Below are 12,063 nucleotides of genomic sequence, written 5' to 3' on the forward strand. Positions count from 1 at the left end.
ATGTTAGATGCTATAAGGGATGTTGTGAGAAAAAGCTCAATACATGTCTGTATCGTAAATTGTGGAGGATGTAATGGATGTGACGTTGAATGTGTCGCACTGTTGTCTCCTAGATATGACCTTGAGCAGTATGGTATTTATGTTCACAATAATCCTCGTGAAGCTGATGTTCTGTTGTTGACTGGTGCTGTTACCGAACAATGGAAAGATAACTTAAAAAGAATATATGATAAGGCTCCTGAACCAAAAATAGCAGTAGCGGTAGGAAACTGTCCTGTATCCGGAGATGTATTTAACCAAGAGGGAGGCCATGTAAATGCGCCTGCATCTAATTTCATTCCGGTTGCTGCAGAAATTCCTGGCTGTCCACCAAGGCCTAATGAAATACTGGAAGCTATTTTGGCTGTTGGACCACAAGCTATTGCCGATCGTGGGAGGGAGCAACAATGATAGTGCCTATAGGTCCGATTCACCCTGCTTTAAAAGAGCCTATCAGATTGAAACTTCAAACTGAAGGTGAAAAGGTTGTTAAAGCAGAAATTGAATATGGATATGTTCACAGGGGAATCGAAAAGATAATCGAAGGACAAACCTGGCAGAAAGGAATCTATCTTTCAGAAAGGGTATGTGGAATCTGTTCATATGAACACACCCAGACTTTTGCAGAAACAATTGAAAAGATTTCCGATGTCGATGTGCCTTTAAGAGCCCAATTTTTAAGAGTCATTGCAAATGAGCTGGACAGAATTCAAAGTCATTTCCTTGCAAACTCAACATTTTTCAAATCAATGGATCATGAAACATTGTTCATGCATGTTCTGGAGTTAAGGGAATATGCAATGGATTCAATTGAACTGTTAACTGGAAATAGGGTTAATATGGGCTGGAACGTTGTTGGAGGTGTTAGAATGGATGCAGATGAGCGCCATTTTGAACCAATTCTCAAAAACCTTGAAAAAATTGAGGAAGGCTTTGAGATAACACGTAACCTCTTTGCTGAAGGTCCTGCATTGGCTTTAAGATGTAAGGGAATAGGATACATGTCCAAAAAAGAGGCAATTAAAGGAAGGGCTGTAGGTCCTATCGGAAGAGCTTCCGGTGTTAAAGAAGACTATCGTATAGGCCACTACACTTATGATGACCATTTTGACTTTAAGGTAATAAGACGAACTGAAGGAGATAACTACGCAAGAACCATGACTAGATTTGATGAAATACCTGAATGTATCAGTATTCTAAGACAAGCTATTGAAAATATACCTAAAGGTGAAGTCCGTACTCCTGCAAATCTAAAATCCGGTTATGCTGTTCGAAGAAATGAGGCTCCTCGTGGTGAAGTTACATACATGATTGAAACCAACGGTAACCTAATCAAGAACATTTCAATCAGGACTCCAAGTATTGCAAATATGGATTCTTGTGCAAAATATATGATTCGTGATGTTCCAACCGTTGCAGATGCCGTATCCACTTATGCATCATGTGACCCGTGTGTTGCATGTGCTGAAAGGGTAGCTATTACAAATGAAGCCGGAAAAACATCTGTAAAAGACTTTTACGAGGTGAAATAAAATGTCATCTCTGATGTGGTATGTTTATGAGTTTGCAAGAAAAGCATGGGCGGATGCCTTTACAAACGCACATTCGCTGCCTGACATATCTGAAAAGCCTGAACGTTTCAGGGATTTTCCTAAGGTAAACAAGGAATACTGTATAGGATGCGGAGCATGTACAGTTTCATGTCCTTCTCCAAATGCTATAAAGCTGGTGCGTGATGAGGATTCAGAAGAAGGGGAAGGTATGACCTATCCCGTAATTAAACCGGGTGCATGTATTCGCTGCGGATTCTGTGCAGAAGTTTGTCCGACTGACCCTAAAACATTGGAATGCGGTCAAAATCACTTAATATTACCTGAATTCAATATTATTCCATCAAAAAGACAGTACATTGTTGATGACTATCTGTGCATCAAATGTAAAAAATGTATGAAACAGTGTCCTGTCGAGGCAATCAGTCTGGTGGACGGTAAACTTGTAGTCGACCAGCTAAATTGTATATCCTGTGGTGAATGTGTTGACGTTTGTCCTGTAAATGGAGCAATGAAAGGGGTATTTGTTGAAAATCTCCAGGACCAAAAGGATTTAATACTTTTATGCGTAAATTACCTTGAAGACTACATTAACAATAAGGAAGAGGATTTAAGGGCTTTGGATGTTGATGGACTCCTCCAATATGACGTTCCTATTTCTGAAATTTGGGACGATGCCTTAAAAATCATTCCGGATAACGAAATTGCTCTTGAAATTATGACCAATGCAGTCAACAGGCTAAAAATCAGAATAATTGATTGGGACAAATCCAACTGTGAAAAATGTCAGTTATGTATTCCGGATTGTCCTACAGGATGTATTTCCTTTGATGAAGTCAATGATACAATCGTAAGAGATAAGGATAGATGTCTGCGCTGCAGCATTTGTTATCAGACCTGTCCATTTTCAGTAATCAAGTATTTCATTGCCAAATTTTCAATGGAAGATGACGAAATTATTCATGCTACAGTAAAAGCATCAAATTTAAATGAGGATTTATTCATGGAGTGAGTGTTATGATTGACAGTTATACTAAAACACCAAGACCATTAAGGCATGTTGATGTCGATTATTTTGTAGATCAGACCAAATGTGCAAAATGCAGTGAAAAACCATGTCTTCAGTCATGTCCAATTGATGCGATTTACTTTGATGAAGATGAAAATCTTGTCAGATTAAAAAATACATGCTTTGGCTGTGTACTGTGCCGTAACGCCTGTCCATATGATGCATTATCATTGGATGTCCATATGGATCCTCCTAGAAAGGAAAATGTTCCAAACATTAACACTAAGCTGTGCAAAGCATGCGGTGCATGTGTTCAGGCATGTAAAAACGGTTCCATACATATTGTAGCTGACGGAAAAAGCGAACCTCACAGTGAAATCGACAAGGATTCATGTGTCAGATGCGGATATTGTTTCAGGGTTTGTCCGACAGATGCAATCAAATACGGACAGCTGCTTCCTAAAACAGTCAAGGGAGGTAAGGCCATTGTCGTTAATCAGGATAAATGTATCGGATGTATGACATGTACAAGAGTTTGTCCGTCAATGGGTGCAATTAATGTTGCAAGAACAAACAAGCTTCCTTATATTAATCCCGGTTACTGTGCAAGATGTGAGGAATGTATGCATTCATGTCCGTCTTCAGCAATCAAATATTCTTCACGTAAAAAGGCTTACAAAATGTACAGTGAAATCAAGTCATTTGATATAGTCTCTGAAATTGCAGGCCATGACATGAAAAGGCTGTCTATTAATCTTATCAGTTTAAATAAGGTTTTGGAAAAGGTAGGTAAATCCATTGCCCTGGAATTCAATGACCAGAACTTTGAAAACTTCATTGAATGCAAGGTAAATGACATGATGGAAAGGGAATTGAAAATCAGTCTGGATTCCCACATTGAAATATCCAAATTCACAAAGCTTTTCGGTTCTTATCTGATGGATAGAAATATTGAAGTTTATGAAAACAAGTGTGTTGCATGCGGTGAATGTTTCAACGTTTGTCCGGTTCAGGCAATAGAGCTTGACGGTCCAAATCCAATTAAAATTAATGATAACTGTATCTATTGCGGAAAATGTGTGGAAAAATGTCAGTTCGATGCAATCGGCGCATATGATGATTATTTCTATAGTAAAGATACTGATTTGTATTATGCAAGGTCTTATCTGCACTATCAGAGACTTGGCGATTTTTCACTTTCAGATGAAAAATGTCAGGCCTGTGCAATATGTGTAAAGAATTGTCCGACTGATGCACTGACTCTTGCAGATGATAAGATAGACTTTGACAGTGAAAAATGTATTTATTGCAGACAGTGTGAGGCAATATGTCCTCTTGATGCAATCAGAATTGTTAACTTCAGGTGAATCATGTTTGAAAAATCATTTATTACGGATTGTGAAGGGCCTCTGACTTTAAACGATAATGCTTTTGAGTTTACAGCAAAATTCATAGAAAACGGAGCTGAATTATTCAAAGTCCTTAGTTTATATGATGATTACTTGGTTGATGTAGTCAGAAAAGAGGACTATAAGGCCGGAAACACTTTAAAGTTGATTTTACCTTTCTTTGTAGTTGAAAATCTTAAAAACAGGGATTTGGTTGATTATTCAAGGGACAATATTTATTCAGTTGAGGACTCAAAATTCCTATTGATTTACTTGAAGAATGCTATGAATACTTATATAGTCAGCACCAGTTATGGTCAATATATTGAAGCTGTTTCTGATTATATGGAAGTTCCATTTGAAAATACATTTTACACAGAAGTTGATGTAGATAGCTTAAGTTTAAATGACGAAGAAATTAAAAAAGTCAGTGAATTCAAGGATATGATACTTGAAAATCCTGATGACTATGAAATGTTTGATGATATTTTCTTTTCTCAAATTGCAAAGATGGGAATATATGAAAAAATCAGAGATATCGAAGTCGTTGGGGGACAAGGCAAAAAATTGGCTATCGACAAGATAATTGAAAGGGACAGCATTGACATTAACAATATATTATACATAGGCGACAGCATCACTGACGTTGAACCGTTGGAGTTTGCTAGAAAGAATGGCGGTGTGACCATATCATTTAATGGAAATGAATATCCTCTAAAAGTTGCCGAAATAGCAATTGTATCTCCAAGTGCAGTCACAACTGCTGTAGTTGCCAATATTTATGCAAAATATGACAAGGATAAAGTTTTAAAATTCATTGAAGATTATAATAATTTAAAAGATTATGAAGATTTATTCAATCAATATGATGTTGATTTGAAAATTAAAGAAAGATTCTTTGAAGTTTTCGAAGATGAAAAATATCCGATAATTCAAATAGTGAATGAAAATAATTTTGATGATATCCTAAAATCCAGCAAATACATGAGAAATAACATCAGAGGACAGGATATTGGAGGATTAGGTTAAATTTATACGAGGTAATAAAATGAGTTATGAAAAAGTAGATGATACATTTTTTGAAGCTTTTGAAGGTAAATACGTAAGAGCTTTAATCACAGGACCCACCAAAAAGATTGTTGAAAGGGCAGCATATGATTCAACTTCAACTCCAAGTGCAGTAATCGGAAGAGTTGAAGGAGGTGTTGAAGGATTTTTAGATGAATCACAAACTCCTGACGGCAGATTCGGTGCTGTTGTACAATACTGGTTGGGAAGTGATGATATTGATAAATTTGCTTTTGAATTGTCATACAGACTTCGTCAGGATGTTCTGGTAAAACCTTTTACACGCATATTTGACTATTCCGACAGTGACAGCGAAGAATATATTGAAATGATGGATATTGTAGGCCACTGCGGTGACGGATATGAATGGATAGTCGAAGAATACGGCAGAAAAATGATAAATGTTCCGATTGCAGTTCCAGATTTCCAGATTGAAGAGAAATTTAAGATTAACGATGGAATTATGGGAGGAAACTTCTGGTATCTGTGTGAAACCCCGGATGCAGTACTGAATGCAGGTGAAGCAATAATCGATGCAATAATGGGCATTGAAGGTGCAACCGCTCCATTTGATGTATGTTCTGCCGCTTCAAAACCTGAAACCAACTTCCCTGAAATCGGACCAACCACAAATCACGTTTACTGTCCTTCTTTGAAGGAATCTTTAGGTGATGAATCCAAGGTTCCTGAAGGCGTTAACTATATTCCTGAAATTGTTGTTAATGCAATTGATGAAAAATCAATGAATGAAGCTATTAAAGCAGGTATTGATGCTGCTTTGGAATTTGAAGGAGTAATTAAAATCTCTGCAGGTAACTTTGAAGGTAAACTCGGAGATAAAAATATTAATCTATTGGATATTTTGAAGTAGGGTTTTAGCATGGAAATATTTGACAATGATTTAAATGCAGAAGTTATAGGATTCGGAGCACTTAACGTCGATAAACTATACTCTGTAGAAAATATTGTTGGAGCAGATGAGGAAAGCTTTATAAAAAGTGAAATTGACACTCCCGGAGGCTCAGCAGCAAATACAATCATAGGTCTGGCTCGTCTGGGCTGTGACACTTCAATAATCGGAAAGATTGCCGAAGATGAAGATGGCGATTTGATTGAATACAATCTGGCAATCAACGGCGTATACACAAACAATTTGATATACTCCGATACTGGCGCCACAGGAAAATGTCTGGGTTTTGTTGACGGTGATGGTGAAAGATGCCTCTACATTGACCCGGGGGTAAATGATGAAATAAAGCTGGGTGAAATTAACCTTTTAAACATTATGAGATGTAAGATAATGCATTACACATCATTTGTCGGAGATACATTCAACACCCAGATTGAACTTTTGGAAAAGCTCAGTGAAGACACACTTTTAAGCTTTGATCCTGGAATGCTTTATGTTCAAAAAGGATTTGACGCATTAAGACCGATATTGGATAGAACCAATATTTTACTGATAAATGAATCAGAATTGCGATTATTATGTAATAACGAAGAATCCCCAATCAAAGATCTGGCCGTTTATTTCCTGGATTTGGGAATTGAAACAGTTGTTGTAAAACAGGGTTCAAAAGGAGTTTATGCGATTAATGCAACTGAAGAATGCGAAGTTGAGGCATATGAATGTGATGTAATTGATACAACAGGTGCAGGAGACAGCTTCAACAGCGGATTTTTATATTCTCACTTAAAAGGATATAACCTTGAAAAATCCTGTCAAATTGCAAATTGGGTGGCCAGCAAAGCCGTTGAAGGTTATGGAATGGAAAAATTCCCATCTTTAAAAGAATTGGAGGATTTCTTTTAAGAAATCATGTTTATTAATTTAATAAAAAGAGTTAGTTGGTAATAATATGAAGGTTACGTTTCAAAAACAGATGAAAAATTTAGAACGTGAAGTTTTATTGAAATCTGTTGATTTAGATGATGACGGTGATGATTTCCAATTTGAATTGAATGATTTCAAAGCAGATGAGGAAATTATAGCTATTGCACCTAGATGTGTAAGATGCAACACCTGCGTTAGTGAATGTCCAGTTAATGCAATCGAACCAGCTAATATATTCAGAATAGCTAAAATAACTGATAAATGCGTAAAATGCGAAATATGTGTTCAGACTTGTCCTGTTGCTGCAATCAAGTTAATTGATAATGCAGTAGTTTATGATGATGAAAATGACTTTATCGAGTATAATCTGTCTAATGTTAGCTGTTCTCATAGAGTCGTCAGAATGAATGATATTTCTGTTAATTATTCGGTTGAAAATAACTGGGACGATTGTGCAAACCTGTGTCCGACAAATGCATTTACTCTTGAATTCAAGGAGTTTTTTGATGATTTGGGCATTGATGAGGGTATTGATTTGGCGGAAGATACATTATATCCCCATGTAAATGAAAAAATGTGTATCGGATGCGGAGCATGTGTTGAAATTTCACAAAATGATGAAGCAATTGAATTGGATAGGTATCTTGGACCGATTATTCACAGCAGAAATCTTGATGTCAATCATGAGTTATGCGTAAATTGTTATCTGTGTGAAGAAAATTGTCCAACTATGGCAATAGAGTTATTGGATGGTGAAGTGGTTCTTGATGATGATAAATGTATAAGATGTGTAGAATGTACAAATCATTGTCCTGTAGGAGCACTTAAAAGAGTCAATATTGAATAAAATGAGGGTTGTTTATGAGAGCAAAAGAATTAATGGATAAAAACTTTGTATACTTGAACTGCGAAGACGATGTAATTGAAGTTTCAAAAGTAATGGAAGAAATCAGACGTTTTACCTGTCCTGTTGTAAATGATAAAAAACAATTGGTCGGATGGATAACTTCATTTGACATTACAAGAGGATTAAGGGAAGGAAACAGTAAAATATCAGAAATCATGAGTGGTTATGAAGAAGTTGCAACCGTTCATGAAGATGATCCTGCAAGAAAAGCGGTAATATTAACTGCAAACAACAAATTTGTAACCGTACCTGTTGTAAATGACGACAATCAGATAGTGGGTATGGTTCGCGCATGCGATATTGTGGAATTATTGTCTGAACTTTATGACATTAAAGTGGAAAAATTATACAAGGCAATGCAAAACCAGCTGAAAGGAGTAACATGGGAAGAGCTGATGTCTGCTTCAGCTATTGTATCTACAAAAACCACCGGTCAAAAAATTACTGCTGAAGAATACGAAGCAAATATTGTAAGTGCCACATTCGGTGAAGCTATTTGGTCTACTGGCGGTTTGGAAAAATTCTTTGCAGGCTTAATTTCTGTTGGAGAAATGGTTATTGCCCGCCGTGTTGGAAAAGCAAGAAAATAACACTAACTAACTTTCATAACTAAAAAAACCCTGTATTTTCCACACTAACTGACGTTTAAAGAAAAATAAGACCATATGTCTTATACTTTCTTTATTTTTTTTTTAATAATCTTTTTAAATGATTTTAAATAAATGTTATTCTAAGAGGTATTTTTATGAACAAAAAAATAACATTTATATTTATTTGCATTGCTTTATCACTGTTCTGTATCTCCTGCACATCTGCTGTGGACAGTAATGCGGAAAACATTACAGATAATGATTTTCAACTTAAGGAATCTCCGGTTATATCCGTAAACACTTCTTCTGTTTACACTCAGCATTCCATTGGAATTTTTCTAAAGGATTCAAATGATACTCCTTTGTCAAATCAGAATTTAACAGCGAAAATTAACAATGCGGATTATTCAATCTCCACAGGTAATGACGGTGAGGCCAGCTTATTATTAAATCTCAAACCTGCTCATTATAATTTGGACATATTTTTCATGGGCAGTGGAAATTACTCTGCCGTCAATAAGACTTTTGACATTAACGTTTTAAAACTTAAATCCACAATTACTCCTGGAAACACTACTGTTTTTAAGTATAAATATTTTTACACTACAATGACGGATAATTTTGGAAATCCTATAACTGATGAGACAGTATCCTTTTTGGTAAATGGAAATACATACACTTCAACAACTGATAAAAATGGAGTTGCATCATTTAAAAATCTTTTAAACCCTAATGCTAAATATTCTTTAAGTATCTCATTTAAGGGAAATAAATATTATAGTGCAGTTTCCAAAACAGTTTCACTGATAGTTCCTGCAACAACCTCTGTTGTCATAGGAAATAACAAACTGCTTACAAACGGGTATTTGAGAATTTATCTTAAAAGCTCCACACTTTCTGCTATCTCACAGCAAACTGTTGTAATAAAAATCGGAAATAAAACATATACTAAAACAACAAATCCTGAAGGAATAATTGTTTTTGCTCCTAAAGCAGGGACTGGTGCTTTAAATATTAGTGTAACATACGGAGGCACAGAAACAATCATAGGATCAAATGCCACAAAGAATGTTGATGGAATTTCCGGAAGCGTAAAAAATCCGTCAAAACAGAAAATTCCACTGGTCAACGGCGCTCCTGATATAGATGTAATGCCTGGAAGCTATGTAATGGCTGATGGAGATATGAAATACACTCTTTTAAAAGCACAATATCTTGAAACAATAAAAAGGGACAGCTATTATCTTTATTTATATAACAAAATGTCAAATTATGTTTTTTTCAAAACTAAAGAAGCGCCTAATCTGCAGCATGTAATTGTAAGGGAAAAATGGAACGTTATTGAAAGAGCCATCAATACCAAAGTCGTTAAGGCAAATAAGGCAGGATACTGGCCAACTCAAATTTCAGTTTCTCTTAAAGGCAAATCCTATACTTATCCTCAGGTAAGGGATGTGCAGGATACAGGATATACATGCGGACCTACTTCATCAAGTATGTGCAGTCAATTTTTGAAAAATTATTACTGTGAAAAGCAGCTTGCAATACTTTCAAAATCCACTTATCGTGACGGGTCAACTACTAAGGGGCTTAAAATTGGTTTGGAGAAATGCAACTTCAAATGTAGCTATTATTATAAATCATCCTTCAGTAAAGCAATCAATGAACTTAAGAAAGGAGGCCGTGCTTTAATTTTCCATACCTGGTATCATTATGTAGCAATCCTGGATATCAGTAAGGACGGCAAAAAGGTTTTGGTTGGAAATCCTTCAGGGGATTATGACCATGGAAGCCATGACATTCCAACAAACTGGTTGACAGTAAGTTATATGAAAAAGATGTTTAACAACTATGAAACTTCAGGTTTAATAGTAAAACTGAAATATAATCTGAAATCAACTACTAAAAATCGATTAAAATGTTCATATTCTAGTTTTGGTGAAGGATGGACAGCCCAAAATACCAATGAAAGAATTCCTCAGATTTAAGGAATTTTTTCTACTATTTTTTTTTAAATGATCTGATGCTGCTTTGTAAAATACTGAAATATTTTAGAAATTCATTTAAGTTATATAACAGAAATTAAAATTAAATAATTTATCTAAATAATGCAGGAATATTTTAACTAAGTTAAGGATAATGGCACAAAAGGGTATTATTGTTGATGTTTTTCTAATTAACTTTAAATAGAAACAATACTGAAAATAATATTGGCAATGAGAAAGTTTATAAAAACTTTTTTCAACGATAAAAAAGGAAAACATTAACATTTGAAAATTGCCAGAAACATTTTGGACAAAGGGACTATCATGGTAATCTTATACTCATTAGAGCATACAGTCCGTGAAGTAAGTATCCTCAACTTCTACAAGTTGAGTAGTTCAAATAACAATTTAAAATTAAGAGGTGAAAAAATGAATAAAAAGATTTTATTGATGAGCGTTGTTTTATTAGCATTTGCTATGTCATTATCTTTTGTTACTGCTGCAGCAGATATTAACGCTCCAGATGGATTTAAAGTTAATGAAAAGTTATCTGTTACTAACCAAACAGGTGAATTTCAGGGTAAAGAAGCTATTATAACAATTGTGGTAATGGAAAATGGAACTGATAATATAACTGCTACTACTTTTGCTGTGAATGGTGATGTTAACATGACTCCTCTACCTGATTCCCAAAATAAAACAATTAATGGTAAAGACGGAATCTTTTTGGAGAAAAATGGTCGTGCATTATTCGTATATAAAGTAGGAGAACAAATTGTAAACATTGATGCTCCAAATGAACAATTAATCGAAAAAGTTGTAGTATAAATTTCTACTTTATACTTTTTTATTTTTTTTTTTTATCGTTTTGATTGTTTAGCTGAAATTTTTGAATTTTAAATTTAGTTCTATTTTTTACTAATTTTTCTATTTTTTTTATTTGAATATTTTTTCAGAATATTCAAGTGTTAAGAATCAAATAATTTCTTCCAGCACTCATGAAAGTATTTAATAATATATTGAAATATATAATTAATCAGAATTTGTTTTAACAATATCAAAAGACAATATTTAACTTCAATTTCTTATGTTGGTGGTTGTTTTGAATTGGAATCTGATCTGGCCAATTTTAATTGTTATTCTTTCAAATACATTCTATAATATATGTATGAAGTCAATGCCGTCTGATGTCAACCCCTTTGGTGCATTGATGGTTACATATCTGGTTGCAACTGTAATATCTGCAATTATTTTTGTGTATATGGTTGGACCGTCAAATATTGCTTTTGAATTATCAAAAATTAATTTGACTTCAGTTATTCTGGCAATTGCTATTGTAGGACTTGAAGTTGGGTATGTGTTTGTTTATCGTGCAGGATGGGCTGTAAATACGGCAAGTGTGGTTGCAAATATTGGTCTTGCTTGTGTTTTAATCTTCGTAGGCTATTTCTTGTACAAGGAAAATGTTTCATTAAACCAGATTGCAGGAATTTTCGTTTGTATGGCTGGTCTGATTCTAATTAATATGTAGGTGATTTAATGAGGTGTCCTGTTTGCGGTGAATGGGTAGAAGACGGTGAGGAATACTGTCCGAACTGCGGATATGATGTTTACTGCATAGATGAGGGAGATGATTTTTAATCTATCTTGATGATTTAACCGTTCCTTGTTTTTCATTAACGATATACATAAT

General features: G+C 34.8%; 13 protein-coding genes. All 13 read left to right on the top strand.

The features are described 5' to 3' along the window. The 13 genes from QZU75_RS08170 to QZU75_RS08230 all read left to right on the top strand — a co-directional run bounded on the left by QZU75_RS08170 (position 1) and on the right by QZU75_RS08230 (position 12,011). A complete protein-coding gene (locus QZU75_RS08170; RefSeq protein ID WP_296882915.1) occupies positions 1 to 450 on the top strand; it encodes an NADH-quinone oxidoreductase subunit B family protein in 450 nt (149 codons plus the stop codon). Beyond that, entirely contained in the window at positions 447 to 1,571 is a 1,125-nt protein-coding gene (locus QZU75_RS08175; protein ID WP_296882916.1) for a nickel-dependent hydrogenase large subunit, read from the top strand. The genes QZU75_RS08170 and QZU75_RS08175 overlap by 4 nt, the downstream gene beginning before the upstream one ends. Before the next feature lies 1 nt (position 1,572). Continuing rightward, entirely contained in the window at positions 1,573 to 2,601 is a 1,029-nt protein-coding gene (locus tag QZU75_RS08180; protein WP_296882917.1) for a 4Fe-4S binding protein, read from the top strand. Next, entirely contained in the window at positions 2,598 to 3,965 is a 1,368-nt protein-coding gene (locus tag QZU75_RS08185; RefSeq protein ID WP_363139644.1) for a 4Fe-4S binding protein, read from the top strand. The genes QZU75_RS08180 and QZU75_RS08185 overlap by 4 nt, the downstream gene beginning before the upstream one ends. Before the next feature lie 3 nt (positions 3,966 to 3,968). Next, on the top strand, positions 3,969 to 5,015 hold the full coding sequence (locus QZU75_RS08190; protein WP_296882920.1) for a hypothetical protein: 1,047 nt from the start codon (positions 3,969 to 3,971) through the stop codon (positions 5,013 to 5,015). A gap of 19 nt (positions 5,016 to 5,034) precedes the next feature. After that, a complete protein-coding gene (locus tag QZU75_RS08195) occupies positions 5,035 to 5,925 on the top strand; it encodes a formylmethanofuran--tetrahydromethanopterin N-formyltransferase (protein WP_296882922.1) in 891 nt (296 codons plus the stop codon). A 9-nt stretch (positions 5,926 to 5,934) separates the two neighbouring features. Further along, positions 5,935 to 6,867, top strand: a complete 933-nt coding sequence (locus QZU75_RS08200; RefSeq protein ID WP_296882923.1) for a carbohydrate kinase family protein — start codon at positions 5,935 to 5,937, stop codon at positions 6,865 to 6,867. A gap of 46 nt (positions 6,868 to 6,913) precedes the next feature. Then, entirely contained in the window at positions 6,914 to 7,735 is an 822-nt protein-coding gene (locus QZU75_RS08205) for a 4Fe-4S binding protein (protein ID WP_296882925.1), read from the top strand. Positions 7,736 to 7,749: 14 nt separating this feature from the next. Continuing rightward, positions 7,750 to 8,385: an HPP family protein gene (locus QZU75_RS08210; RefSeq protein WP_296882926.1), complete on the top strand. Its 636-nt coding sequence runs from the start codon at positions 7,750 to 7,752 to the stop codon at positions 8,383 to 8,385. A 155-nt stretch (positions 8,386 to 8,540) separates the two neighbouring features. Beyond that, a complete protein-coding gene (locus QZU75_RS08215; RefSeq protein WP_296882927.1) occupies positions 8,541 to 10,373 on the top strand; it encodes a hypothetical protein in 1,833 nt (610 codons plus the stop codon). Positions 10,374 to 10,799: 426 nt separating this feature from the next. Further along, positions 10,800 to 11,198, top strand: a complete 399-nt coding sequence (locus QZU75_RS08220; protein WP_296882929.1) for a hypothetical protein — start codon at positions 10,800 to 10,802, stop codon at positions 11,196 to 11,198. 274 nt (positions 11,199 to 11,472) lie between these two features. Continuing rightward, positions 11,473 to 11,901 carry an EamA family transporter gene (locus QZU75_RS08225; RefSeq protein ID WP_296882930.1) on the top strand — a complete coding sequence of 143 codons (429 nt, stop codon included), beginning with the start codon at positions 11,473 to 11,475 and terminating at the stop codon, positions 11,899 to 11,901. Positions 11,902 to 11,909: 8 nt separating this feature from the next. Then, positions 11,910 to 12,011, top strand: coding sequence for a zinc-ribbon domain-containing protein (locus QZU75_RS08230; protein WP_296882932.1), 102 nt, complete (start codon positions 11,910 to 11,912; stop codon positions 12,009 to 12,011). Positions 12,012 to 12,063: the final 52 nt, after the last annotated feature.

Origin of the sequence: uncultured Methanobrevibacter sp. (assembly GCF_902764455.1) — an archaeon.
In the GTDB taxonomy this organism is placed as follows: Archaea; Methanobacteriota; Methanobacteria; order Methanobacteriales; family Methanobacteriaceae; genus Methanocatella.

Excerpts from the sequence above, each read along its gene's own strand:
- QZU75_RS08170 (WP_296882915.1), top strand. The coding sequence starts at position 1 with ATGTTAGATGCTATAAGGGATGTTGTGAGAAAAAGCTCAATACATGTC.
- QZU75_RS08175 (WP_296882916.1), top strand. The coding sequence starts at position 447 with ATGATAGTGCCTATAGGTCCGATTCACCCTGCTTTAAAAGAGCCTATC.
- QZU75_RS08180 (WP_296882917.1), top strand. The coding sequence starts at position 1,573 with ATGTCATCTCTGATGTGGTATGTTTATGAGTTTGCAAGAAAAGCATGG.
- QZU75_RS08190 (WP_296882920.1), top strand. The coding sequence starts at position 3,969 with ATGTTTGAAAAATCATTTATTACGGATTGTGAAGGGCCTCTGACTTTA.
- QZU75_RS08195 (WP_296882922.1), top strand. The coding sequence starts at position 5,035 with ATGAGTTATGAAAAAGTAGATGATACATTTTTTGAAGCTTTTGAAGGT.
- QZU75_RS08200 (WP_296882923.1), top strand. The coding sequence starts at position 5,935 with ATGGAAATATTTGACAATGATTTAAATGCAGAAGTTATAGGATTCGGA.
- QZU75_RS08205 (WP_296882925.1), top strand. The coding sequence starts at position 6,914 with ATGAAGGTTACGTTTCAAAAACAGATGAAAAATTTAGAACGTGAAGTT.
- QZU75_RS08210 (WP_296882926.1), top strand. The coding sequence starts at position 7,750 with ATGAGAGCAAAAGAATTAATGGATAAAAACTTTGTATACTTGAACTGC.
- QZU75_RS08215 (WP_296882927.1), top strand. The coding sequence starts at position 8,541 with ATGAACAAAAAAATAACATTTATATTTATTTGCATTGCTTTATCACTG.
- QZU75_RS08220 (WP_296882929.1), top strand. The coding sequence starts at position 10,800 with ATGAATAAAAAGATTTTATTGATGAGCGTTGTTTTATTAGCATTTGCT.
- QZU75_RS08230 (WP_296882932.1), top strand. The coding sequence starts at position 11,910 with ATGAGGTGTCCTGTTTGCGGTGAATGGGTAGAAGACGGTGAGGAATAC.